The 22,299-nt window shown below is 42.3% G+C and carries 30 protein-coding genes and 1 pseudogene; 16 read left to right on the top strand and 15 right to left on the bottom strand.

All coding sequences use genetic code 11. The features are described from left to right. Position 1 precedes the first annotated feature (1 nt). From ACNOGP_RS05910 to ACNOGP_RS05855, 12 genes are all read right to left on the bottom strand, one after another. Positions 2 to 5,413 carry a tape measure protein gene (locus ACNOGP_RS05910; protein WP_418214309.1) on the bottom strand — a complete coding sequence of 1,804 codons (5,412 nt, stop codon included), beginning with the start codon at positions 5,411 to 5,413 and terminating at the stop codon, positions 2 to 4. Then, complete coding sequence (locus tag ACNOGP_RS05905; protein WP_005655406.1) at positions 5,413 to 5,541, bottom strand: hypothetical protein; 129 nt, start codon at positions 5,539 to 5,541, stop codon at positions 5,413 to 5,415. The genes ACNOGP_RS05910 and ACNOGP_RS05905 overlap by 1 nt, the downstream gene beginning before the upstream one ends. A gap of 104 nt (positions 5,542 to 5,645) precedes the next feature. Continuing rightward, positions 5,646 to 6,302, bottom strand: a complete 657-nt coding sequence (locus ACNOGP_RS05900; protein WP_032592241.1) for a hypothetical protein — start codon at positions 6,300 to 6,302, stop codon at positions 5,646 to 5,648. Positions 6,303 to 6,370: 68 nt separating this feature from the next. Then, positions 6,371 to 6,880 (bottom strand): hypothetical protein, encoded by a 510-nt coding sequence (locus tag ACNOGP_RS05895; protein WP_024986349.1) that lies wholly within the window; start codon positions 6,878 to 6,880, stop codon positions 6,371 to 6,373. Positions 6,881 to 6,891: 11 nt separating this feature from the next. Next, entirely contained in the window at positions 6,892 to 7,320 is a 429-nt protein-coding gene (locus tag ACNOGP_RS05890) for a hypothetical protein (RefSeq protein WP_024986350.1), read from the bottom strand. After that, positions 7,317 to 7,787, bottom strand: a complete 471-nt coding sequence (locus ACNOGP_RS05885) for a hypothetical protein (protein ID WP_005655410.1) — start codon at positions 7,785 to 7,787, stop codon at positions 7,317 to 7,319. Before ACNOGP_RS05885 ends, ACNOGP_RS05890 begins: the two co-directional genes overlap by 4 nt. After that, the gene (locus tag ACNOGP_RS05880; RefSeq protein ID WP_005655412.1) at positions 7,778 to 8,110 is read right to left on the bottom strand and encodes a hypothetical protein; all 333 of its coding nucleotides are present in this window, start codon (positions 8,108 to 8,110) and stop codon (positions 7,778 to 7,780) included. Before ACNOGP_RS05880 ends, ACNOGP_RS05885 begins: the two co-directional genes overlap by 10 nt. Position 8,111: 1 nt before the next feature. Beyond that, on the bottom strand, positions 8,112 to 8,447 hold the full coding sequence (locus ACNOGP_RS05875; RefSeq protein WP_005655413.1) for a DUF6706 family protein: 336 nt from the start codon (positions 8,445 to 8,447) through the stop codon (positions 8,112 to 8,114). 5 nt (positions 8,448 to 8,452) lie between these two features. After that, positions 8,453 to 8,779, bottom strand: coding sequence for a hypothetical protein (locus tag ACNOGP_RS05870; protein WP_024986351.1), 327 nt, complete (start codon positions 8,777 to 8,779; stop codon positions 8,453 to 8,455). Between the two features lie 11 nt (positions 8,780 to 8,790). Then, on the bottom strand, positions 8,791 to 10,026 hold the full coding sequence (locus tag ACNOGP_RS05865; protein ID WP_065539753.1) for a hypothetical protein: 1,236 nt from the start codon (positions 10,024 to 10,026) through the stop codon (positions 8,791 to 8,793). A 19-nt stretch (positions 10,027 to 10,045) separates the two neighbouring features. After that, positions 10,046 to 10,693, bottom strand: coding sequence for a hypothetical protein (locus ACNOGP_RS05860; protein ID WP_065539754.1), 648 nt, complete (start codon positions 10,691 to 10,693; stop codon positions 10,046 to 10,048). A gap of 8 nt (positions 10,694 to 10,701) precedes the next feature. Then, the gene (locus ACNOGP_RS05855; RefSeq protein WP_118337020.1) at positions 10,702 to 11,313 is read right to left on the bottom strand and encodes a hypothetical protein; all 612 of its coding nucleotides are present in this window, start codon (positions 11,311 to 11,313) and stop codon (positions 10,702 to 10,704) included. A gap of 476 nt (positions 11,314 to 11,789) precedes the next feature. Here ACNOGP_RS05855 and ACNOGP_RS05850 point away from each other — a divergent pair, with 476 nt between their 5' ends. The 16 genes and pseudogenes from ACNOGP_RS05850 to ACNOGP_RS05775 all read left to right on the top strand — a co-directional run bounded on the left by ACNOGP_RS05850 (position 11,790) and on the right by ACNOGP_RS05775 (position 17,754). Further along, a complete protein-coding gene (locus tag ACNOGP_RS05850; protein WP_418214308.1) occupies positions 11,790 to 12,041 on the top strand; it encodes a hypothetical protein in 252 nt (83 codons plus the stop codon). Between the two features lie 11 nt (positions 12,042 to 12,052). Further along, entirely contained in the window at positions 12,053 to 12,418 is a 366-nt protein-coding gene (locus ACNOGP_RS05845) for a hypothetical protein (protein ID WP_005655422.1), read from the top strand. A gap of 41 nt (positions 12,419 to 12,459) precedes the next feature. Continuing rightward, a complete protein-coding gene (locus ACNOGP_RS05840; protein ID WP_162487773.1) occupies positions 12,460 to 12,600 on the top strand; it encodes a hypothetical protein in 141 nt (46 codons plus the stop codon). Positions 12,601 to 12,611: 11 nt separating this feature from the next. Beyond that, entirely contained in the window at positions 12,612 to 12,791 is a 180-nt protein-coding gene (locus ACNOGP_RS05835) for a hypothetical protein (protein WP_024986356.1), read from the top strand. Between the two features lie 11 nt (positions 12,792 to 12,802). After that, the gene (locus tag ACNOGP_RS05830) at positions 12,803 to 13,015 is read left to right on the top strand and encodes a hypothetical protein (RefSeq protein ID WP_008642513.1); all 213 of its coding nucleotides are present in this window, start codon (positions 12,803 to 12,805) and stop codon (positions 13,013 to 13,015) included. A gap of 164 nt (positions 13,016 to 13,179) precedes the next feature. Beyond that, complete coding sequence (locus ACNOGP_RS05825; RefSeq protein ID WP_024986357.1) at positions 13,180 to 13,455, top strand: DUF3846 domain-containing protein; 276 nt, start codon at positions 13,180 to 13,182, stop codon at positions 13,453 to 13,455. Further along, a pseudogene (locus ACNOGP_RS05820) lies at positions 13,455 to 14,515 on the top strand (DNA cytosine methyltransferase). Before ACNOGP_RS05825 ends, ACNOGP_RS05820 begins: the two are co-directional and overlap by 1 nt. A gap of 5 nt (positions 14,516 to 14,520) precedes the next feature. After that, complete coding sequence (locus tag ACNOGP_RS05815; protein ID WP_128824230.1) at positions 14,521 to 14,754, top strand: hypothetical protein; 234 nt, start codon at positions 14,521 to 14,523, stop codon at positions 14,752 to 14,754. After that, entirely contained in the window at positions 14,751 to 14,984 is a 234-nt protein-coding gene (locus tag ACNOGP_RS05810) for a hypothetical protein (RefSeq protein WP_024986359.1), read from the top strand. The genes ACNOGP_RS05815 and ACNOGP_RS05810 overlap by 4 nt, the downstream gene beginning before the upstream one ends. Positions 14,985 to 15,162: 178 nt before the next feature. After that, complete coding sequence (locus tag ACNOGP_RS05805; protein WP_024986361.1) at positions 15,163 to 15,417, top strand: hypothetical protein; 255 nt, start codon at positions 15,163 to 15,165, stop codon at positions 15,415 to 15,417. Positions 15,418 to 15,428: 11 nt separating this feature from the next. Next, entirely contained in the window at positions 15,429 to 15,713 is a 285-nt protein-coding gene (locus ACNOGP_RS05800) for a hypothetical protein (RefSeq protein WP_289689544.1), read from the top strand. Positions 15,714 to 15,718: 5 nt separating this feature from the next. Then, positions 15,719 to 16,048: a hypothetical protein gene (locus ACNOGP_RS05795; protein ID WP_024986363.1), complete on the top strand. Its 330-nt coding sequence runs from the start codon at positions 15,719 to 15,721 to the stop codon at positions 16,046 to 16,048. A gap of 95 nt (positions 16,049 to 16,143) precedes the next feature. Further along, the gene (locus ACNOGP_RS05790; RefSeq protein WP_024986364.1) at positions 16,144 to 16,395 is read left to right on the top strand and encodes a hypothetical protein; all 252 of its coding nucleotides are present in this window, start codon (positions 16,144 to 16,146) and stop codon (positions 16,393 to 16,395) included. Beyond that, positions 16,388 to 16,663, top strand: a complete 276-nt coding sequence (locus ACNOGP_RS05785; protein ID WP_024986365.1) for a hypothetical protein — start codon at positions 16,388 to 16,390, stop codon at positions 16,661 to 16,663. Before ACNOGP_RS05790 ends, ACNOGP_RS05785 begins: the two co-directional genes overlap by 8 nt. A gap of 1 nt (position 16,664) precedes the next feature. Continuing rightward, the gene (locus ACNOGP_RS05780) at positions 16,665 to 17,438 is read left to right on the top strand and encodes an ADP-ribosylglycohydrolase family protein (protein ID WP_024986366.1); all 774 of its coding nucleotides are present in this window, start codon (positions 16,665 to 16,667) and stop codon (positions 17,436 to 17,438) included. Then, on the top strand, positions 17,431 to 17,754 hold the full coding sequence (locus tag ACNOGP_RS05775) for a hypothetical protein (RefSeq protein WP_024986367.1): 324 nt from the start codon (positions 17,431 to 17,433) through the stop codon (positions 17,752 to 17,754). Before ACNOGP_RS05780 ends, ACNOGP_RS05775 begins: the two co-directional genes overlap by 8 nt. A gap of 40 nt (positions 17,755 to 17,794) precedes the next feature. Here the strand turns inward: ACNOGP_RS05775 and ACNOGP_RS05770 are convergent, their stop codons facing one another. The 3 genes from ACNOGP_RS05770 to ACNOGP_RS05760 form a co-directional block, all read right to left on the bottom strand. Beyond that, positions 17,795 to 20,404 carry an ADP-ribosyltransferase gene (locus tag ACNOGP_RS05770; protein ID WP_065539757.1) on the bottom strand — a complete coding sequence of 870 codons (2,610 nt, stop codon included), beginning with the start codon at positions 20,402 to 20,404 and terminating at the stop codon, positions 17,795 to 17,797. A gap of 134 nt (positions 20,405 to 20,538) precedes the next feature. Then, complete coding sequence (locus ACNOGP_RS05765; RefSeq protein WP_024986368.1) at positions 20,539 to 20,868, bottom strand: hypothetical protein; 330 nt, start codon at positions 20,866 to 20,868, stop codon at positions 20,539 to 20,541. Then, positions 20,868 to 22,292 (bottom strand): phage portal protein, encoded by a 1,425-nt coding sequence (locus ACNOGP_RS05760; RefSeq protein ID WP_005655441.1) that lies wholly within the window; start codon positions 22,290 to 22,292, stop codon positions 20,868 to 20,870. Before ACNOGP_RS05760 ends, ACNOGP_RS05765 begins: the two co-directional genes overlap by 1 nt. Positions 22,293 to 22,299 lie beyond the last annotated feature (7 nt).

Genomic DNA, 22,299 nt, shown 5'->3' with positions numbered 1-22,299 from the left:
ACTATGCTATTCCTTGTGATAAAAGTGAACTATCTTTATTTTCAATGCGCTTCAAAGTAGTTTTAATCTCCGTCAGCTCTGATGCACTCAACTTCGTGTTGGCGGCTATTTCTGCTTGGTAAACAAGTGCCTGCCTCATAATAGAGGTTTGGTCGCTTTGGTTTATGACAAAGGCATTCAACCGCCCGGCTATCACACCGCCCGTTTCCTCACTCATGGAAGTAACCGCACCCGTAAGGGGGTCTTGCTGTACGGTTTCTTCCTCCACATCCTTAATCCAATCACCAATACCCTCCAATGCGGAATTGAACAAATCCCCGGCAGCGTTCACCATCCTTTCAAATTCTCGCTTCTCTACATCGGTCAGTTTCCCGTCTTTCATGGATTCTCCCAAATAGAGAACGGCATCATTGATTCCCTTTGCCAAAAACTCACGTTTCAACGCTTCCACAACCGCTTTTTTAAGGACTTCTTTTGTCTTTTCGCCCAATGCTTCCGCTGCATCCTCACCTTTGCAATAAGCATCTACCAACGCATCGGCAAATTCATCAATGGCGGTTTTTACATCCGTTCCGGCAAGCGTTTCCATCATTGACCTATCCAAATCCTCTATCTGTTGGGTAATGGATTCTATTTGCTCGTTCCACTGTTGGATTTTTCCGTTATCGGTTTTCTTCTTATCCTTTTCAGCTTGAATTTGCTTTCTTAAATCCTCTTGTTGCTGTTTGAGGTTCTTTTTCTGAGCCTCATAGATAGAAAACATATCTCCGTTTTCTTCCGCATTCTTCAACTGTTTGTTGAGTTCCTTAATCTCCTTGTTGAGTTGAGCGTAACGGGCAAAATCCCAATTCTTCTTTGCTATATTGGCTTCTTGTTCCAAAGCCCGTATTTGGTCGTTAATCAGTTGGATATTCTTTTCGTAGGCTTCACGTTGGCTATCATTGGACACCCAATAAGTATTATTGTAGGCTCGTTCCAAACGGTTGTAGGATTGTTCCAGCGCATCTATTTCCTTTTGCAGATTTTGAATTTTCTTCTCATACTTGGAATCATGCAATTTGGCAAATATGCCCACTACAGAAGTAACGGCACTTACCATACCTGTAACGCCTCCCAATATGTCACCGCTCATCATTTTACCTACAGAGGCGGCGGCATTGCCCAACTGCCCGAACAACTCCATTGCAGTGCCTAAGCCGTTTGCCAAATCATCCTGTCCCAAATCAGAAAACATGGATGCAATGGCATTGCCGCACGTGGTAGCCGTATCGGTAATCGTTTCAATGGACTTGGTTACGCCTTTGGCGGCTCTCTTCATGTCAGCCTCTGCCTTTTTCACATCCTTATCCGTACCCTTTCCGGCAGCAACATTCGCTTTGGCTTTTGCCAGATTCTTTTTGGCTTCAATGTAATCATCATAGAACGTGCCTAAATCCTTAAAAGAATTCTTTGGAATAAGCGTTTCCTTTACTTGATTCAAACTATCAATCAAAGCACGGTAATCTACGGGATTCAGTTTCAAATCCGCATCTTTTAGCTTTGTTTCAATATCAGCCACCAACTTATCTATTTCAGCTACAGAAAGGCTATCCAAATCGCCAAATAACTTCTTCCAACTATCCGATTGCTTTAACATATTGGCGGTAAGGGTGCTTAACGCTTCTGCCTCCGACTTGTTTACTTGGTTAATCCGTTCTTGGTCGCCCGTCTTTTGAGCGGCAGCACGCAGCAAGGCGTATTCCTTTTGGATGTCATTTCTTTGTTCCTCAAAGGTTCTGTAAGAGGAAAGTATCTTTTGCTGTACTTCTTCCTGTAACTTTTCATCTTCTTCTGAAACAAATAAAGTGGCTTCCGCTTTTTCGTCAGCACCCACAAGCCCGGAACTTCCATTAGCCAGCTTCTCTTTTGCATCGGCTATGGCTTCCAACTTCTCGGCAAGTGTTTGGGCTTGCTGAATGGTCTTAGATACAGATTCCTTGAAAGAATCCATAGCGGACTTTGCCCCCGTGATTTCATTGTATTGCATATTAAGGGAAATAAGTTGGTTACTTTCTCCCTCTGTGAGTGTTCCGGCTTGTTGTTTATCCTTTAGAGCCTTGATTTCATTTTCCACATACTCCTTGTACGATTTACCGCCTTTTAAAAGCGTGGCAAATTGGGTATTGGCTACATCTTCGCCCATGTTACGCACCCAACGGAAATACAAGGCATATTGCTGTTTCTTGTACTCTATTTCACCGTCAAAGAGTTTGTTTTGGGCTTTGTCATATTTCTTGTTTTCAAGTGTTCGCCTTTCATCGAAGCCGTCCTTTTCAGACTTAGATAAGCCACCTTTTCCGGCATCCTTACGAGCTTTAGCCAAAGCCTTTTCCTCTTTGTCTATATTATCCAATGCCTCCTTGTGTTGGAGCGAAAGGGTGCGCTTGCGTTTTTCGTAGCCCTCTTCCAAGACTGCAATACGGTCAGCCTCCAATTTGCGGTCAGCTTCAAGTTGCCTTTCACGTAGTTGCTTGGCGGCACTATCCGCTTTATCCCCCGTGGTATGCTTGGGTAAACGGGCTTCCAACTTCTTTATTTGCGTATCATAGCTCTTATAGTCAGAACTACCGATAATGGCAGCTTCACGCAAATCTTTAAGCTGCTTGATACGGTCTGATATTCCCTTTTCCGTGTTAAGGTTTGTAGTCTTGGTGTTTACAGCACCATTCAATTTATCCAACAAGTCTTTCAACTCTTTCAGTTGGGTATTATCGGCTTCCACCTTTACCTTTTTGGCATTGAGGGTATCAATACTTTTCTGAGTTTCACCTATTTTCTTATCCAGCTCGTTAAACGACATAGCCACATAGTCGGTACTTTCTGTTACAGAAGTCGTATCTTTCGGAGCAATGAACGCTTCTAATTCCTTATTCACCTTGCCTATGGTTTCATCCGCCTTTTTTGCTGATTGTACAATACTTTCAAGATATGTTTTTATGTTACTTTTGAAAGCATCCATTTCTTTATCAGTCGCACTTGTACTTTGCTTGACTTGTGAAACAATGCTGTTTAATGAGTTATTGAACGCATCGGTATAGGCTTGACCTGTTAGCCCTTTCAATTGGTTTGCGGATTCTACCGCCATAGATTCTACCGCATCCCATACAGCCCCCGAAGCTCCACGAATAGAACTTGAAGCCACATCAACAACCTTATTCATCATAACGGTTACACCCTCCGGGGTGGTTTCCATAACTTCTTGAATTTCTTTGTAGGTTGCATCTTCGGCATTCTCTTTCAGCTTATCAAGTGCATCCGTTTGGCTTTGTACCAGTTCTTGCATAGCTTGTTCGGTATATTTAGCCTTGATTTTTTCGGCTGTAGTTTGCTGAATGGCTGTAGTCAATTCCTCATATTTAAGACGCTGTAAATCAAGTGTAGCGTTTTCATCAAGCAATGTCTTATTATATTGTTTACATACGGCATTGATTTTTTCAATCGTATTTTTATGTGTTTGAGTTCCTTTCTCCGTATTTTGCAATACGGCAAAAAGTAAATTCAAATCGTCAATCTCTTTTTTCGTGGTATCTTGAAATTCACCCGTTGCCGTGGTCGCTTCTTTTTGTTTGCCCGTAAAAAGAGTAATTACACTGACTAATGCACCTATCAATCCCATTACCCAGCCGATAGGATTGCTCATCATGGAAGCCCAAAGAGCTTTCACCGCTACCGTTGCTTTTGTCGTGATTGCAGTCAGTACGGAAGTTACAGCCCCTTGTGTTGTCTTTGCCGTAGTATCTGCCACGGAAGCGGCTGTGGATTGCTTGGTGGCTGTAGCTTCAAGTAGTTTTTTCTTTGCGTAAAAATCGGATTGGGTGGCTAAAGCCGTCTTTCGTGCGATAGCTGCGTTATCCTCCGCTGCCTCCATCTTCTTAGTGGCAATGGCTATCTTTTCAGCGTTCCCAGTCTGTTGTGCCCTGTACACTTCCAAATAGGCACGTTCTACAGCCGCCTTTGCCGCCAGTGCATCAGCCCGTGCCGATTCCATCTTTACGGCTGCTGCCTTGACATCGGTACGCATGGCATTTAAGGTAGCCGCACTGTTTTGTGTCTTAACGGCAACCTCATTTTCCAAAGCGGCACGATACACGGCACTTTTAGCCGACAAGTCTAACTTGCTTAGAGCTTGCTTTTGTTCAACGGTAAGAACACTCAGAGCCACCGCCTCATAATTGGCAGAAGAAGCCGTTAGATTCAAATTGGAAAGGTATTCTGCTTGTTGGATGGTAAGCATTTGTTGAATGGTGGCAATGCGTAACTGCTTTACCATGTTGGCGTGTTCCTCTACCGTCAGTTGCGCTTGCAATGCTGCGACATGGCTGTTTTGGGCTGCAACCATCGCTTTTGTCTGAGCTACCATCTGCCCAGTAGCAACGGCTTCCAACTTCATTAAGGAAATCTTAGCCTGCCTTGCCGTGTTATCCAAAAGAGCAACGCCCGTATATCCCTTTGTGGCTAATGTATTCAGTACAATAGCGGCTTTCACGCTTCCATAGCCTATAGCAACGGCTTTCAAAATACGCAAAATATCATCCAAATGCTCTGCCATATAGGTAGCACTTTCAATAGCTCCGGCAAAAACATCTTGGTTATCCGCACCCAACTTGTTTAACGATTGTTCCCACGCATCACCCATGTTGGAAATCATACCCGTTAGGGACTTGCTTTGTTCTTGCATGAGGTTGTAGTAAGTCCCGGCTTTACCCGTCATGTTTTGGAAAGCCTTTTCTACTTCCGCAAAGCCAACCTTACCCTCCGTTACAAGGTTGGAAACTTCATCTTTGGTTACGCCAAGCACTTTAGCCAGTTCCTCATAGATGGGAATACCACGCCCGGCAAACTGCCTAATATCCACGGTAAATGCCCTGCCTTGTGTCCGTAGCGTTCCATAGAGGTAGGCAATATCCTGTAGTGGCGCACCCACGCCCGAAGCCACGTTACCAAGCATTACCAGCTCATCCACCACATTATCCACGGTTGAGCCGTAAGCAAGCATCTGTTTGGCACTACTCGCAATGCCCGAAAGGTCAAACGGAGTTTTGGCGGCTGTATCAATAAGCCTATCCATCAAGCCCTTTGCTTGCGTACCACTTTTGAGCATGGTTGTAAAGGCAATTTCCAACTGTTGAAACTGCCCACGTGTTTGCACGATACTTTGAAGCAAAGTCCCCATACCCTGCCCAACGAGGTAGGAAACAATGTATTTCGCCCCATTTTGCGCAAAGCTCTGAATGGAGTTATCCATCACAGACGATTCCGATACGGCTGTGGATGAAACCTGTTTGATACTCCTTTCCATCGCTTGTGCCGACACGTTGAAATCATTTATATCAAGGGTGGCTTTGAACGCCAACGCTCCGTTTATATTATCCATTACATTATTCCTTTCAGATAATTCTTAATATCATCCTTTGTCTTTAGCTGTACAGGCGGCTTCCCACCATCTTTGTTTCCGTCCGTTTGCTCCGGCTCTTGTTCCACACGTGCCGCATCTGCCAGCATGATTTGTACGTTTAGCCAACTGATACCCCAAAGCAGATAATCGTAAGTCCAGCCAAAGGACTTGATAATTTCCCCACGATTACCCCACGGGCTATTTAGCCCGATTACTCTACTCGGTTTGCTTTGAGTTTCTTCGGATTGGTCGTTCCTATCTCCCGTATTGACCGAATAGAGGACGTAAAACCCCCGGGATTCATCATTTGGCTTATCACGTCTGCCAGCTTTTCAAGCCGGGTAGATGTAAGGTGTTCCATGAAAAACGCTTTCAAGGCTTTCACCTCTTTGTCTTTAGAGGGGTCAGCTACCACGGGATTGTTAAGCACGGCTACGGCTGCAATCTCAGCCATCAGAGGAATATACTTGAAAAGGCGTTTGCTTTCCTGTATGGGTTCGGCTTGTATCTTTTCCTCATCGTATTCTATATTCAGATACAACCGCCTCAAACAATCCATCGTACCCAAATAAAGAGGCTTCAAATGGAAGTGGCGCATATATACACGCTCCATAGTTTGCAAAGCGGCATTGGGTACTTCTGTTTCGGACACATCCCAGCCTTTGGGAATACGTTTGTCACGCCACATCCTTACATGGTTCGGAAAATGCTTATTCCACCAACGGATGAAGCGTGGCGGTTTTACCGGGTTAATTTTAAGCGGTACATTGAATTTCACTCCCATGTTCACAAGTGCCTGTATCGCCTTTTCTTCGATTTCCAAGCGTTCTTCACGGGTCAATTCACGTTCATTATTCAGTTGTTCCATTTGTCTTAAAAGTTAAAAAGCCCCCCATCCGGGGATAGGAGGCTATCGGTTCTCAGACTTTTTCAGTGTCATGCTACTGTTGGGTCGCTCATTTCCTCGCTTGCTTGCAAGTTTGATTGGAACTTGATAGTCATAGGCACAAGGCAGATACCCTTTGAAGAATAGGTAATTTCGAATGTCGGGATGATACGCACATTGGCACATCCGACAAACAAGCCCTCTTCCGGCTCAATCCACATAGCCCATTCCTTGTATTCCAACTTCTTGGGACGAATCCAAACACGCTTACCATCTTCCCCGGTAGGTGTTCCACCGAAGTAACGTGCAAGCTGTGTCAAATCCGGGTCCATCAAGGAAAGTTCAATAGCCGTAGGTGTTTCACCAACAAGCGTGATAACCTTGCTTGAAGTTTCCGACTTGTGTTCCGTGATTTCCGGGGAATCGTCTTTCAGACTACAAGTGTCTTGATAGACATCGCCCAAATCAAGCCATTCATTGCCTTTTGCGGGCATATTTCCGTCACTTTTGGCAGGGGCGATATAAATCTTTTTCAACCCCATTGTTGCTAAAATCGGCATAATCTTAATTTTTATTGGTTGATACTCTTTTCTCTTACTGTAAGCTCCAAAGCAAGGGAAACAAAATGTTCGTTTTGGTCTTTCTCCTTAATCGGTGGGTTAAACCGCCCTATGTTCCAGTTATAGCCTTTCCCACTTTCATAATGGTTTTTCAACACCTCAACCACCTTTGCCCTTATCTCTATGAGCCTCTTAAAATGTGTCCTGTAAACGGCTTTCCCCTTGCCTTTGGCTATCACCTTATCCGGCACATGAATATTCACGTTTATCTGACCGTAGCGCACGGATGCTTCACCGTCTATCGTATGAGGGACAATTATCACATCCTCTTTGGTGTAGTCGTTACGCTCGTAATCAATCACACCCGAAATGAAGTTTTTCACCTCGCTTGCTTGAAGCATGGCGTAAATCCTTGTTGCTATTTCCTCAGTCGTTATCATGCTGCGTTCCCGAATAATTCGATTGCTTTCTTATTAGCTTTCATCACCAACTTGTTAATCTCGGCAGGTAGTTCGCTTTTGGCTTTCAGTTCGGCAGGTAGAATCACGTTGTACCCTTTGGCTTCCACGTAGGCGGCATAATTCATTCCGGCTACTATAATGAGGGAAAAAGTGTTTGGCAGCGTGGCGGCATACTTCATTGCAGCCTCCAACATGGCTTTCGCACCCTCTCCGGGCTGGTCTGACCCACCATAGTAAACGATTTCCTTATTCTGTACCACGGCATAGCCTATAGAGTTGGTTAAATTGCCCGTTTGGTCTTGGTAGTTGTGGCTATCCTTAGCATACTTAGCCAGCTTTTCGCCCATGTATTTTAACAAGGTTACGAAAGCCAATTCAAGTTGCTTTTGGAAAGCAGCCACGGGGTTTAAGATAGCCCCTTTGTCAAACATCGGCATTATCCCCATATCTCTATGTATTTAGGGTTTGTATCATCTATTCCCGAAATGGTGAACTCATCCACACCTCCACGCTCCAAAGTCACTTCCACACGTGCGCCTATACTCAAATCACCCTCAAAGTAGGATGGTAAAAACACATCAAAGGTGTATGAATACATTTGCCCGTCCGTTCCCAATCGTTGCTTGGCAGGTATGAATTTCTCCACTTGACACTCACAGCCTTTCACCCACACGGGCGCATCATCGTCCGTGTAAAATCCCGTTGCTTCATCCCTCGTTGCTTCAAGGGGCAAAGCGGTGTATCTGAAAGTTCCGTTATTCCGTGCCATATCACCACAAATTAGAGCCGTCCGTAATGGAAGAAACTTCGACAAAATCCGAAACGTCCAAACCGTTCTCGTTGCAAAGGTCTTTAATGCGCTTCTCCAACTTCTCCACGCTGTAGCCTTGTGAGGACTTACCTAACGTGTCATTGGTAAGCACAATCATCCGCTTTAGCACCTTTATAGCGGCTATGGCTATCGTGCGTTGGTCTGTGTCGGCATTGTACTCACTATCCCAGTCGCTTATCTTCACATCAGCAAGTGCCTTTTGCAAAGCAAGGCGGCTTGGGGTATAGGGTTCAAGCTCACCCACCAACGCATTGTATTTTGTCAAAGTTCCCATCACTACTATTTTTCAAGGGCTTCTTTCAAAGCCGTTACACTCTCATCTGAAAGGGCTTCAATCGCTTTGGTTACACCTTTAACCCCGGCATTTTTGGCAACGGGGGCATTGATGGATTCCAAAGCATCCTTTACCACATTCAAATCATATTCATTGTCTTGGAAAGTGACCTTTTCAGCCTGTTTGCTTTCCAAAGACTTAATCACACAAATGCCCCTTGCAACCAAATCATTAACTCGGTTAAGCTCATCGGTATGCAAGGTTTCACCTACCTTGTAGATTTTGCCTTTGTCGTTTTTGTCTATAAACGCTTTCTTTACTGTCAGTTCCATAAGCAAAAGGTTTAGCCTACTTCAAGAGCTGTTGCACTCTCAAATTCGGATTTAGTCCAATAGGTACGTGCCACACCGTTTGCATCGGCTGGTACTTCCTTTTCCTCAAAGCCACGCACCTGTAAACAGATGATAGCACCAATTTCAGTGATAAGAGGCAACAAACGTCCAGAGCCTTGTGTATATTCGGCTGCAACTTGACCAGTGGATTCCCCGGTACGCCACTTGGCGATACGAATACCACCGCCAGCGTTCATGTAGTCCACGTTTTCTTCCTCTATCAACTCGCTATCTTCAATGGCGGGCTGAATTTCACCGATAACCCCGGCAGGCTTGATACAGATAAAGTTGTGATTCCACGGTTCAAGCGATTTACGCTTACCGTCCATATCCATACCCATTTTACGGGTAATCACCGTTACAGGGGGGATTTCATTACCAGCAAGCAAATCTGCCATCTGAGCCGTTGTTACGGTCTGAGCCTTTTTATCGTTACCATGTACCAACAAACGGGTCGTTTCGTCCATACGCAACCAAAAATAGAGGTCTTGGCTCATAAGGATTTCGCCCGGCTCAATGCCACGGTTACGCAGGTCACTACAGATAGCCGACAACATCAAGACTGGGGACAACTTGCCAGCTTTGGTATTGGCAGAGTTCCACAAGAAAGCTGATACCAGCTTGTTTGTTTCCGGCATTTGATAATCCACCTCGTACTTACGTCCACCCGGATTGTTGATTTCCGGCACGAACTGAGCCACACCCCAATTAGAGAATGCCATCAGAGCGATAAAGTCCATCACGTCCTTACAGCCCAAATAAGCATCTTTCATGTCGTGGGTAAGGAGCTTTTCAATTTGCTTCACCTTAGCTGATTCACTCAAACGGGGATTTTCGTAAACCTCCATCAGTTTACGGTAATCACGTGCGTACATGGGGAACTTGTGACCCACACGGGGGATTTCCTTAGTCCACACATCGAAGCCGTCAGAACGCCTCATAGGTGTAGGTGATTCATCACCAATCAATGTAGCCATGAAACGCAAGTTGTACTTACCTACAAGTGCCTCGGCAGTCAATGACATTTGGGGCGTGTTGGTAGTAAACCAGCTATCACAGTACATCTTCTGAAAAAGGGTTGTTTCACGTTCGGAAGCCTTATCAAAAGTCTTTTTCCACGTTGCCAAAAAGTCAAGCGGTTTGCCGTCCTTGTGAAGCCCTTTGAATGTTGAAAAAATAGATTTCATGTCGTTACGCTAATTTTAGTTAGTGTGATTTCGTTAATTTCACGTGGGGATTCCCTTTCAAGTAATCGCCCGTAGTGTCCTTTTGCCCGGCAGGGATAGGCGGCACACGTCTTTCGTACATCGCGTATTGCATGGTGTCGGCAGAAACATCTACAGAGGTTTCAAACTCGCCTACTTCCACATCGGCAATCAGTACGGAGTTGGAAGTGCCACGCTCCTTTGATTTTGCGGCAGCTTGTCCGTCCGAAACAACCTCTACCAATACATCATCCTTTACAAGCCCGGCAATGGCTTTGGAGAGAGTGACAATGTAATTGTTTCCGTTTCGCTCAATCTTTTCGATTGTGGGAACATCGGCAATGGCTGTAGCGGCTGTGCCGTCTTTCAGCACCAAATCACCAACGGCAAAGCAAGGCTCGTAGAACTCATCTACGTACAGGCTTACTTTCTTGGTGTTTTCCGCATCCACTTCCACCACTTTTGCAGTCTTGATGACTTGCACCGTCCTTTTCACCTCATCCTTGATAGCAAGCGTTCCGGCAGGCACGGTATCGCCAACAGCGAAATGTTGGTTTTCCACGTCCAGATTGAAGCCGCCTTGCACGATAGAGGGCGAACCCGTGAAAATGGGTCGCATCCCGGTAAATGAAGCAGTCTTTCTTTTCATTTCATCTTTTATTTTACGGTTATTGATTCCAGCAAGCTATCAGCAGCTTCATCAATTTGCTTTTCACTTGCCGCCTTAGAACCCCCTGAGTGTTCATCATCAAGCCCATTTGTAATAAGCTCCTGTTTGTAAGCGGAAACGGCATCCTCAATATCTTCATCATCGGAGATTGATTTTGCCAAACGGTCACGGAGATAAGCCGGGATTTTGTGCTTTTCCATAGCATTAACTACTTCCTTAGCACGGGCTTCCTTGCTTTCTTTGGCTTCGTAGCCAGCAATCTTTTCCTCCATTTCCTTTAACCTCTTTTCAGTTGCTTCATCCAAAGCCACCTTACCTTTCAGCCGTTCTTCCTCTTCTTTCTTTTTCCTCTCCTCTTCGGCTTTCTTTTCTTCTTCGGTCTTGGTTTCTTTGTTCTTGTTCGCCCATCGGGTTGCTTCACCTTGACTTTCCTTAGCCACTTCCGCAATCAGATTTGCTGTACTTTCTATTGCCTCATCATCGGTAGAATCATCCTCAATGCTGCCACCCATTTTTTCGGTTATCGCTTTAAGGTACTTCTCCGAAAGACCAGTGTCTTTACACAAGCCTTTGACTTTCTCAAAGAGTTTCTTATTCATTGTTGCTTTTGTTATTTAGTAAGTTGAACTTCTACAGAGCAAAGATATGAAATAAAATCATATATGCGTTCAATAAACACATATATTTTACTCGGTAAATTACTTGCCTATTAGCATCTTACGCTTAAAAACAAGACGTAAAAGCGATTTTTCATTTACTATATTCAATATAACAAATATGTGTTTGATTAACACAATAGGAATAATATTTTTCACTCAACAAAAATATATCCTCAAAAAAGCACAAAATATATCCTGTTTTGCAGTAAATATATCCATTCGAGCATTTCCACCCATCTTAAATAAAGGAAATTACCACTAAAAGACTATCAAAACCAACTATCACATAGGTATTTTGAAAATATATCCAAAAATATATCCGAATACTTTGTTATATTAAATATATAGCCTATATTTGCATCGTAATTGAATTGATTACGAATAAAGAATATGTAACACCTAACAAATTTCAGATTATGGCAATTAAGAGTATTGATAAAAAGAAAACATTGGAATATGCGGTAGCATTTTACTTCTATGATTCGGGATGTGTAAACTTTATGATGGGTAATATCATGTACCAGCATATCAAAACCATTTATGACGAAAGGGCAGACGGCAGAGGGCAAAACACATTAGAGGTAGTTTACAACTACAAAAAAATGAAATATGAAGTGCTGTGCCTCACAAACAGCAAATTAGCTCAAAAAGAAATATCAATACTATAATACATATTGCCATGACACAGAAAGAATTTGAAGAAAGAACCGGGTTGAAGCTAACAGCGGACAACTATATAGAGGTTGAAACTTGCTACATGAATACAGACCTTGATAAAGATGCGTTTTGCAAGTTGTGGATGAAAAACCCGGCAGCTCTGAAAGAAATAGAGCAAAAAACGGTGTTAGTTCGTGAACTTTACGAAGAACGCAAATGTCTTGCAAACTTTCTTATAGAACAAGCCGAAAAGTGGAGTGCATCAGATTTAAGAGAAAAAGCAATAGCTATGATTGGAGAAAGAGAGTATCTCAGAAGAAAAATAGCCAAAGGGTACAACCTTTGGAAATTAGACAAAGAACTATTAGACGAAATTTTAAGAAAGTAATAACCAGTAGGGTAGCAATCCCCTACACAATGCAACACCGTATGAAAAAATATTATTTGCAAGGCAAAGAGATTAGCGAAAAACAAGCTAAAGCCATTGAAGCCAAAAATCAGAAGTACATAAGCAGCAATGATTTTACGCTTTGGGCAAAGTGCCAATTTGTAACAGTAGTAACCAAGTAAATTTCAGAATTATGAATGAATACACTTACATCATTTTCGACCATAACGGCAGACGTTTGGGAAAGATTGAGTTTGGAGTGCGCAACAGCGTACCATCCGCAAAAGAAATAAAAGAAGCCATTAAAGATGGCTTTCCCAACGGGACGACTTATAAATTACTCGTTCCAATAAGCGTGTGTATCAACCAATAAAATTTTAGTATATGGGAATATTGAAAGATGCAATTTTAGCAGCAATACAGCAGGAACACCCGGATGCTCATTGGGTGGGAAACGAAAAGCCCCACATGATAGAATCTACAGCGCAAGCAAAATACAATGACGTTAGACGTGTTGAACGCAATTATACTAAAGGCGTTCACAAGGCAAGAAAGGAGGCTCACAATGGCAATAGTAACAGCACAAGACATTTATAGATGTGATTCATGCAAGGCAGCATCAGACGAATTTGGAAGAGGATGTAAGCATGGTATGCTCTTCCCTCTAATGCTTATAATGGGAAACTTTACTAAGTGTATGAACTATGAGTTTGATGCCGAAAAGGTAAAACTTCAACTAAAACGAAAGGAGGCAAAATAAGATGGCAACACTGATAAAGACAGACGGAAGTAAATTGGAAATCCAACCTCAAAACGGGCTGGACTTCCAACTGGATGAACTGCAAAAGTTCGTAGATGGTTACATTGATATTATAAACCTACACAATGGGGATATTCTCGTAATCAATGATAATGGGAAAGACGTTTTAGATTCCAACGAAACAGCCACGGAAATAGCGCATAAACACAATGCTATTTTTGGTTGGGATTATATTTGTGGCGATGTCGTTATGTGTAAAGATGAGGAGGTGCAATAATGGAAATTCATAAATTCCCTTATAACTGGAAGCTGGCAGAAGCCAATTTCACTAAAGACAAAGGCAAAGTGTTTTCTTGTTTTGCGTGTGGTGGCGGTTCAACTATGGGCTACAAGTTGGCAGGGTTTGATGTGATAGGTTGCAATGAAATAGACCCTAAAGTGAATCAGGTGTATGTAACCAACCATGCACCACAGTTCAATTTTTTAGGGGATATAAGAGAATTGAGAGAGAGCTACCGCCCGAACTTTATAACTTGGATATTTTGGACGGTTCACCCCCATGTTCCACTTTCTCCTTATCTGGCAACCGTGAAAAGGATTGGGGCAAAGAAAAGGTGTTCAGAGAGGGGCAAACGGCACAAGTTCTTGATACACTTTTCTTCGACTTCATTGCTTTGGCAAAAGCACTTCAACCAAAGGTTGTGATAGCGGAAAATGTGAAAGGCTTGCTTATGGGTAATGCCATAGATTATGCAAGACGCATTTACAAGGACTTTGAAGATGCTGGGTATTATTGCCAACACTTCTTACTTGATGCTTCTAAAATGGGAGTACCACAAATGCGAAATCGGGTGTTCTTTGTATGTATTAGGCATGATTTGGGCGTGAATTTCTTGAAAGTGTCTGACCTCTTCAATGTTGAGCCACATATTAGCATGGACTTCAACGAGCCGGGGATTTGCTACGGAGAATTTGCGGATTACATGGGCAAGCCATACGGCAAGCGCATGAAAGAAATGTTTGATAATAGAACACATGGGGATATTGATATGTCAAATGCTTATCGGAAGCTGACAGGCAAAAGAGGATTTTTCAATCAATGTTATTTGTATGAGGATAAAATTTGCAACACGCTTACGGCTCATGCAGACAGCACGATTCCTTTTAATAAGCCTGTGTATTTATCAAAATCTGAGGTGTGCAACGCTTCTACTTTCCCGCAAGACTATGATTTTTGCGGTTTTTCACCGCACTACATTTGCGGTATGAGTGTACCGCCTGTTATGATGGCGCAAGTGTCTACACGAGTTTACGAACAATGGCTATCAAATTTATAATTGGAATGAAAACACTAACAGTTGGAGAACTTATACAAAAACTTAAAAAAATGCCTAAAGCAGCCAATGTTTGGATGCTAACAGATAGAAAAGAATCAAATTGGGATGAAGATAATGCGACTTTTAGGCGTGTTCATGGAATAACTTACGTTGAAAAAGAAATCGTATATCCAAACGATGGTTTTACAGATAAAACAGAAATTAATGTTTTACTTGAAATAGAAGAGGATGAGATATGAGAAAGTTACGTGCAATATGGCAGCTTATCAAAGCTGATAAATGGGCTTTATTCACTTATGAAAATGCCCCGGAAGACCCAGTATGGGCAACTTTCCCATTTTTTCGGTGGAACATATCGGAGAAATGCGACTACTTTTTCAGACTGATTAAAGAACGTCTGTATAGTATTGATAATTACAACAGTGCTTTAACTAATGAGCGTAAAATATATGAGGATAACGAACAATGATTGAAAAATGGTACGAGGTATCTTGTGATATATGCGGTTGTAAACTTATTCAATATGCAATGTTTCAGCCAACGCCTACCGAATTACGGAGAAACGGTATAAAAGTTAAAATCTATAATGGCAAGATTCACACTTATTGTGATGAATGTTATGAGAAGATAAGAAAAGGAGGTAAACGATGAACACTACATTAAGAAATGCTTTCAAGAAAGCGGAAGATAAACACCGTGAATCAATTATAGCACTACAAGCTATTGATAAACATCTTGCTTTTTCAGGATTTAGAGGGAACGAGCCTAAAATATCAATGGCGGCAGGGGATGATATTTTACTTGTGTGGCAATGTAAAGAAATGGATAAAGAAACAATCATCGAAATCATGGAATCAAGAGGGTATATAACACCCGATGATTTTGTAGGAGTGTTCGACTAAAGTATAAAGCAATGAGGTACGCACTTAGGAAGCAAGCTAAAATAGCCTCTGTGTATAGTGAGGCTTATTTGAAAGAACACATCATAAGCAGCCTTGATCCTTATTTTGGCAAATGCGATGATGAGCGTATAACGGATGATATTTCACAAGAGGGATATGTAACCAGTACTGGAGAAGATTATCCACTTTTGAAAATAAACGACCTTGCGGATGATAACGCTATGTTGGAGTTCGCCGTTATAGGTTTGGAATGTGATATATTAAAATTGTCTTTTTTAGGACGAATAAAAGGATAAACACAATGAATAAAGAACTGATTAAAAAGGAAGCAGATGAATTTGCTAATAAAGAATACGAGATAAGCGATATTGATAGAGATGCTTTACATAAAGGGTTTTATCATGGTGCGGAATGGCGCATAAATTCGGTATGGCACAATGCGGATAAGAAACCAAAAGACGGAAAGTATCTAACAATAATAAAGGTGAAAGGAGAGCTTATAATTGAAATAGCCCCGTGGAGAAATGGAAAATATCAAGGGACACACCATATTGGAGTGTATTTTGGTCATGCTACGATTGTCAAATATGCCAATATTTACGATTTACTACCATCAGAACAAATCGAATAAGAAAGCATTAACCATACTAAGTACAATAAACTTGGTAAACATTTGTTTTATTAAATATAATATGGTAATTTTGCGTTTATAGAACACATATAGCAATGAAACAGCAAAGAAAGGTCATTCATGTAGAATTGAAAGAGCCATACAAGGGCAAACGTCACTACTATTTTGGCAGCATTACCGCTATATATGAGCTGTTGCCCACCGAAGTAGTAGGATGCTCGAAAGAAACCCTTTGGAATGTTCTAAGGAATGACGAACACAAGGGTAGAAAAGCCATTATACGATATGGCACACTCCATACAAAACAATCAAATAGAGGCATAAGAAAGGAGGCTAACAATGGATGAATGTATTACGAAAGAAATGACAAAATCCCTTTTGAAAGCATTTGAGGGTATAAACGAATCTTTAGAAGATTTTCAAAAGGCTTGTGCATCTACAATAGAATCTACAGAAAAGCATATTGTATCGGCTCTTTTTTTAAGAGAATCTGCAATGCTCATTAAACTGGCAGAATCTTCATTTGTTACACGATGGTACTACAAACATAAGTACCGTGAAGCTAAATATCATAGAATTAAAGCAGAGCGTTTTTTTAATCAAAATTTCAAGTAATATGTTAGGAGCAATTATAGGCGATATTGTAGGCTCACGCTTTGAGTTTAACAATACAGATAACTACAACTTTGAATTATTCACAAAGGATAGCACGTTTACAGACGATACCATTTGTACTATAGCGGTAGCGGATGCAATCAATACGGGCGCAAATTACAAAGATAAGTTTCTCCAATGGTGTAGAGCATACCCCAATCCGAAAGGGGCATACGGCGGCAGCTTTGCCCGCTGGATAGCCTCAGACACCCCACAACCATATAACAGCTTCGGCAATGGCTCTGCAATGCGTGTTTCCCCGGTTGCATGGGCTTATGACAACTTGGATAAGGTTTTGATGGAGGCAGAGAAAACGGCTATAGTAACCCATAATCACCCGGAGGGAATTAAAGGAGCTGTAGCAGTCGCACACGCTATTTATTATCTGAGGACAACCCACAATCAGAAAGCATTTGAGAATATAATGCAATCGTACTATCCGCAATTCATGGTAAACGATTATTATGCCGGAGTATTTGATGAAACGTGTCAAGGCACTGTGCCGCTTTGTTTGAAAATTATTCGTGTAAGCACCTCTTTTGAGGATGCAATCAGACGGGCTATTTCATGGGGTGGAGATAGCGACACGATAGGGGCAATAGTCGGCTCAATGGCAGAAGCCCTTTGGGGTGTCCCCAAAGAAATTTCAGACAAGGCATTTGACTTGTTGCCTACTGATATGCTCAATGTAGTTGGTGATTTTTTCGGAAACTTAAATAGAAAACAATATGTATAAAAACGATTTACAATCATTTTGCCGCTTCTACAAAGGCGAAACGGTATGCCCGTTCAAAGATGGCGATAAGCAAATGTTTTGGCTTTGTGAAAAATGGTGGACTGAGCAAACTATACCTGCCACCGATGCTGGATGTGAACTCATTACCCCAATTCTAAAGGAATACACTGATGCCGGATTATCCAGTTTTGAATTGTACGATGGTGTGCCCATCACATTGAAAGCGGTGCTTTTCAATAGGTACTGCAAATATGCTGAAAGGGTGGATATAGAGGATTTTAGAAAGCTGTATCGGACTACATACATAAAAGATTAAAGTAAAGGCGCACCGTAATTGATGCGCCTTTCTTTTGTTGTCAATACTTGCAATAGAATCCCATTGGAGTAGAAACCATTTCCTTTATCACTTTCGGGCTTTGTTCCAAAACTTCCATATCTATATACCATTTGCCATTTGTGTATTCGGCTTTAGTGATTCTGAATTTAGTGCCACGCTGTAGGATAATTTCATTTTCCCCCGTTGTTGTAGGCTTAGAAGTTCCGTTCCACTTCTTACCCGGACAATAGTCCCCATTGTCATGGCTTGAACCAAATGCAGAAAAAGGCTCTGCGTAGGTCATTTGTGTACCTTTCGGACAATAGATATTCAGACAAACGGGCTTACTTCCAAAGTTCGTATTCCGGCAATTACCACACGACATAAAGGAATCATCCGTACCAACCTTGCCAACAAGCTTAGACGGGTCAGATATATAAGCATCCAAATCAGACAGCCCAAACCGATAGTTTACAAAAGCACTGATTTCGTCACGCTTTACCCAAACATCATCTTTAAGTGTGCTTCGGGCTATATATTGGGTCATATCGGCAATATGCTTTTCAGCTTCGGACAATCTACTACCATAGTAGTGATAATATCCCTTGATAGCACGCAAAGGCTCTGTTATGTAACTACTACCAGCCGTATATTGATACATAGCCGCCTTTTCATTGGTGCTTGCAAGTTTCCACATATCCACGGCATTATCAAAGAAATAATCGTTTGCATCTGAACTATGAATAAACCATTTCGCCTCATCCTTTCTTTCCTGCGTAAAATCGGAATCCTTAAACTTAACCTCCTTTACTTTTGATTTACGCTTGGCAGCGGCTTTTTCAATGCTTTCTTTCCTTGCATTAAGTTCCGCAATGGTTTGTTGTGCCATTGCTTTATCATTGCCATTGATTGCATTTTCAAGCTGTGCAATGAGCGATTGGTAAGGCTTGGACTTGGTAGAGAACTTAGATAGGTCGGCATAGCTATCCTTAATGGCATTCCAATCTATCTTATCTTGAACAATGCCAAGCTGTTTAATATAGGCTTGTTGTGACACCTGCCACGTTGGGTACTTCTGTTGTACATTATGATAGTTACCACCTAAAAAGTCGTATACTTCAAAATTCAGTTTCTTTAATTGTTGTTCCAAAGAAAGGCTATCCCATTGTGCCAGCTTATCAGCAACCGCCTTGTTTACGGCTTTTGCATCGGCTAAAGAGAACTTTTTAGCCACCTCCATAGGGCTATCTATGTAACCCAGTGAATAAATCTCCTTACCTATGGCTTTCAGTTTATGGGCTTCCAACATGATAGCGGACAAATCAGGGTGTTTTAGAGCCTCAGCTAAAGCCGTAGTATCAACGTCTGAAATACCACCCATAACACGGAGCATATTATTACCATAGTGATAGGTCGCTTTCCTCACATTCCACCGTTGCCGGATGGCATTTGCTTCCGCTTCCGTCCGGGCTTCGTGCCGGGCTTTTGCTATCTCTTTTGCTGTCGGTGGATAGATAACCTTTTCATTGTCCCGTAGGAAGTAGGGCAAAGTCCCTTTCTCCGTTGCATCCTTGATGCGTTGCTCATTATCTTGCATCCACCCGGTAAATTGGGATGGCAGCTCTTTTACCTTTTCCTCACATTCCACCGTTGCCGGATTATCCCCGTCCAAAATCTTATCCAGCATTTCGTCCAATTCTTCTTGCTTTGCCAGTACGGGCACTTGATAGCAACGGCAATTCGGGTGCCACCCTTTCCAACGGAATGTTTTAGGGTACACACCTTTCAAATCATCGCAAATGTCAGATACGGGATGATTGTTGGATAGCTTGATTTCAATGCCTACCACAAAGTCGAGTTGCGCCCAACGCTCAAAATCGGCTGTACGATACGCAATGTTGGTTTCAGTCCGTGCAAGCCTTTGGGCGTTACGTGCGGATGAACGGTACACGCCACGCCCGGGATGAAAATGTTTCGGGTTATCATCCACCCATTTGTAGGAGTTGGCTTCTTTGTCCCAAACCCTGCGTTTCCACTTTCTACCATAGATAGGTTGCCCGTTCTCATCTTCCCCTACCTTGATACGGAAACGCCTGTAAAACTTATCGGGGTCTTGTAGATACTTCTTTATCTGAGCCGCCAAACGATTAGCCGGAACACCCTCACCAATCGCCAAATCTAAAGTATTTTCCAGCTCATCACGGAACATACCCGTATATCGCCAAACCTTTTGAGAGAGATTCAAACCACCGTCACCACTCTTACGGGCAAAGAAAGCATCCATAGCCTCTTTGTTGCGCTTGAAGAAACGTGCAAAGTGATTATCTTTTATTGATTGTTCACCGAACACACTTTTAACCAAAGCATCGTTATTCTCGTTAGATGCAAGCCATTCCTTTTCTACACCGCCCCGGATAACTTGGTAAACACGGCTGTACATATCCCTAAGAATGGGCGTAACTTCCTCACTATACCCATAGTCGGCAAAAGAGAAAGGCTTCCCATCCTCCAACTCCGTACCCTTTACCAAGTTAATTATTCGCTCAAATGCTTGTTGGTAGATGATACGGACATTGGCAGCGTAACCCTCCGTTCTATTGAAAAGCTCCGCTTGCATCTTCTTATAGTCTATGTACTTCTTCTTTGCCATGCCACTACTTTAGTTTGAAGTTGGTGCAATAGTCCTTATCTAAAAACTTGCTGTATTTATGGAAAGGGCATTTGCATAAGAACGGTTCGCCTTTCCAGTTCAATTCGTGGAAGTCGAAAGCGTGTTTGCAGTCCCTACAATGGTAGTTCTGCGTTGATGCTTGTTTTTTCTTTGCCATAGTCGCTATCATCTAAGAAACTGTATAACAAATCTTTTTTAGTATTGAAGCAATTACATTCATTATGCTTACAAATTGGGTCTTTATCACCAAAACTTCTATACTCACTTCTTTGCACCTCTACATATATAATTTTGGTATAATACTCCCCCGAAAGGGAACAAGTACCTACAGGTACATCACCTATTACCTCCACTTCAATATTGCTAATTTGGATTTTCTCCGGCTTATTATTGCGCATAATCCAAACCTTATCGCCAACATTGTATTTTGTCTTTATTTCCATTATTCAGCCCCTCCGAAAACGTCCATTTTGTTTAACTCCATTTGTTGCTCCATCCGTTCCGCTTCTTCTTGTTTTAGCCGCTCTATTTCTTGTTTCGCATCTTTTACAAGGTAGGACAATTCTACATAGGTTTCACGGCTCAATGCCCCATCATTGTATTGCTTAGATAAGTCGGCAAGCAATTCGCTCACATCTTCCCCGAAAGGCTCTTGGAACTCATGCCTTAACAGCAAGGCATCATATTCAGCCTTATGCCGATAGTCAAGCACATTACCTAAAATAGCTATCATAAGGTTAGCGTGGCGTTTCATATAATCATCGTGCTTTTCCTTGTGGCGTTCAGCCTTAATAACGGCAAGCAACATCACTTTGCGTATAGCCTTTGCCGAAAGGTTGCCTAATGATTTCATATTGTCAAAATCAATGTTGGGCGTGAAAGACTTTGAAAGAATGTGTTTATCCAATCTTTCAAACTCATTCTTTTTGCTTTCGCTCGCCTCATTCCATGTAAGGTAGCGTACATCACCGCCATTTTTGAGAATAAACAGTTTGGCTTCTTCTTCCGACTTTGGCAAGCTATTGAGGATTTCAGAAGTAGCCACCATTGCCGGGTTAGAAAAGCGGTCATTAGTATCTGCATCGGTGCTTTCCATTATTTCAGAGCGTTCAATCATGGGTTGCACCTCCTTATGTTCGGGCGTTTGCTCAAATATCAGCACGGGAATTTTCCCTATTGGATTATCCTTTATCTCAACCTCCCAACCCATTTTGCCACGTTTGGCACGATATACAGTCTCTTTAGTGTATATATCCACATGGTAAACGGTATTGTTGCCTGCCTCTGTCAGATAGTAACCCCATGCAAAAGCGGTAATCCGTTTGTATTGGTCACGAATGGTATAAATATCATCGTTGTTTTCCCGGCTCAACACATTCAGCAAAAGGGATGGTTTATTATCACTATCCCGGTACACATGGTAAAGAATGGCAGAAATGCCCTCCGCACCAGCCAAACGTTTAGCCTCTCTAACTTTGGCATTGAAATGTATTTCATTCAGCCAATCTTTGTAGTTCTGAAAAGCATAATCCGTACCCGTTGAAAGCTGTTGCCATTTTACGGGTCTGCCATAGAGAAACACCAAAGAAATTTCATTGATGAATTGAGGGTAAGGAATAGGGATTTTCCACCGTTTACTCCAACGTAGAAAGTTGCCTTTCTTATCGTAAACGGCTCTATCCTTACGCTCCATCACTTTGTGAGTGTCAATCTTATACTCACGTAAATTATTGGCGGCTTCTTCCGCATGGGCTTTCATCATGGAAAGAGCACGGGTCACATCCTTAGCCGTCAAAAGGTCGGCAAAGTTTTGTTGGTAGCCAATAGCCGCCTTTACCTCGTTAGAAATAATGTTTAATAATCCCATTTTGCTT

Origin of the sequence: Bacteroides difficilis (assembly GCF_048319815.1) — a bacterium.
GTDB lineage: Bacteria > Bacteroidota > Bacteroidia > Bacteroidales > Bacteroidaceae > Bacteroides > Bacteroides zhangwenhongii.
This window is presented reverse-complemented; position numbering and strand designations above follow the sequence as displayed.

Coding starts and splice junctions, on each gene's coding strand:
- ACNOGP_RS05830 (WP_008642513.1), top strand. CDS start 12,803: ATGGGAATATTGAAAGATGCAATTTTAGCAGCAATACAGCAGGAACAC.
- ACNOGP_RS05800 (WP_289689544.1), top strand. CDS start 15,429: ATGAGGTACGCACTTAGGAAGCAAGCTAAAATAGCCTCTGTGTATAGT.
- ACNOGP_RS05865 (WP_065539753.1), bottom strand. CDS start 10,026: ATGAAATCTATTTTTTCAACATTCAAAGGGCTTCACAAGGACGGCAAA.
- ACNOGP_RS05855 (WP_118337020.1), bottom strand. CDS start 11,313: ATGAATAAGAAACTCTTTGAGAAAGTCAAAGGCTTGTGTAAAGACACT.
- ACNOGP_RS05805 (WP_024986361.1), top strand. CDS start 15,163: ATGAACACTACATTAAGAAATGCTTTCAAGAAAGCGGAAGATAAACAC.
- ACNOGP_RS05895 (WP_024986349.1), bottom strand. CDS start 6,880: ATGCCGATTTTAGCAACAATGGGGTTGAAAAAGATTTATATCGCCCCT.
- ACNOGP_RS05835 (WP_024986356.1), top strand. CDS start 12,612: ATGAATGAATACACTTACATCATTTTCGACCATAACGGCAGACGTTTG.
- ACNOGP_RS05810 (WP_024986359.1), top strand. CDS start 14,751: ATGAGAAAGTTACGTGCAATATGGCAGCTTATCAAAGCTGATAAATGG.
- ACNOGP_RS05785 (WP_024986365.1), top strand. CDS start 16,388: ATGGATGAATGTATTACGAAAGAAATGACAAAATCCCTTTTGAAAGCA.
- ACNOGP_RS05905 (WP_005655406.1), bottom strand. CDS start 5,541: ATGCTGGCAGATGCGGCACGTGTGGAACAAGAGCCGGAGCAAACGGAC.
- ACNOGP_RS05900 (WP_032592241.1), bottom strand. CDS start 6,302: ATGGAACAACTGAATAATGAACGTGAATTGACCCGTGAAGAACGCTTG.
- ACNOGP_RS05765 (WP_024986368.1), bottom strand. CDS start 20,868: ATGGAAATAAAGACAAAATACAATGTTGGCGATAAGGTTTGGATTATG.
- ACNOGP_RS05885 (WP_005655410.1), bottom strand. CDS start 7,787: ATGGGGATAATGCCGATGTTTGACAAAGGGGCTATCTTAAACCCCGTG.
- ACNOGP_RS05910 (WP_418214309.1), bottom strand. CDS start 5,413: ATGGATAATATAAACGGAGCGTTGGCGTTCAAAGCCACCCTTGATATA.
- ACNOGP_RS05840 (WP_162487773.1), top strand. CDS start 12,460: ATGAAAAAATATTATTTGCAAGGCAAAGAGATTAGCGAAAAACAAGCT.
- ACNOGP_RS05880 (WP_005655412.1), bottom strand. CDS start 8,110: ATGGCACGGAATAACGGAACTTTCAGATACACCGCTTTGCCCCTTGAA.
- ACNOGP_RS05760 (WP_005655441.1), bottom strand. CDS start 22,292: ATGGGATTATTAAACATTATTTCTAACGAGGTAAAGGCGGCTATTGGC.
- ACNOGP_RS05845 (WP_005655422.1), top strand. CDS start 12,053: ATGACACAGAAAGAATTTGAAGAAAGAACCGGGTTGAAGCTAACAGCG.
- ACNOGP_RS05860 (WP_065539754.1), bottom strand. CDS start 10,693: ATGAAAAGAAAGACTGCTTCATTTACCGGGATGCGACCCATTTTCACG.
- ACNOGP_RS05870 (WP_024986351.1), bottom strand. CDS start 8,779: ATGGAACTGACAGTAAAGAAAGCGTTTATAGACAAAAACGACAAAGGC.
- ACNOGP_RS05825 (WP_024986357.1), top strand. CDS start 13,180: ATGGCAACACTGATAAAGACAGACGGAAGTAAATTGGAAATCCAACCT.
- ACNOGP_RS05850 (WP_418214308.1), top strand. CDS start 11,790: ATGGCAATTAAGAGTATTGATAAAAAGAAAACATTGGAATATGCGGTA.
- ACNOGP_RS05770 (WP_065539757.1), bottom strand. CDS start 20,404: ATGGCAAAGAAGAAGTACATAGACTATAAGAAGATGCAAGCGGAGCTT.
- ACNOGP_RS05890 (WP_024986350.1), bottom strand. CDS start 7,320: ATGATAACGACTGAGGAAATAGCAACAAGGATTTACGCCATGCTTCAA.
- ACNOGP_RS05795 (WP_024986363.1), top strand. CDS start 15,719: ATGAATAAAGAACTGATTAAAAAGGAAGCAGATGAATTTGCTAATAAA.
- ACNOGP_RS05875 (WP_005655413.1), bottom strand. CDS start 8,447: ATGGGAACTTTGACAAAATACAATGCGTTGGTGGGTGAGCTTGAACCC.
- ACNOGP_RS05815 (WP_128824230.1), top strand. CDS start 14,521: ATGAAAACACTAACAGTTGGAGAACTTATACAAAAACTTAAAAAAATG.
- ACNOGP_RS05780 (WP_024986366.1), top strand. CDS start 16,665: ATGTTAGGAGCAATTATAGGCGATATTGTAGGCTCACGCTTTGAGTTT.
- ACNOGP_RS05790 (WP_024986364.1), top strand. CDS start 16,144: ATGAAACAGCAAAGAAAGGTCATTCATGTAGAATTGAAAGAGCCATAC.
- ACNOGP_RS05775 (WP_024986367.1), top strand. CDS start 17,431: ATGTATAAAAACGATTTACAATCATTTTGCCGCTTCTACAAAGGCGAA.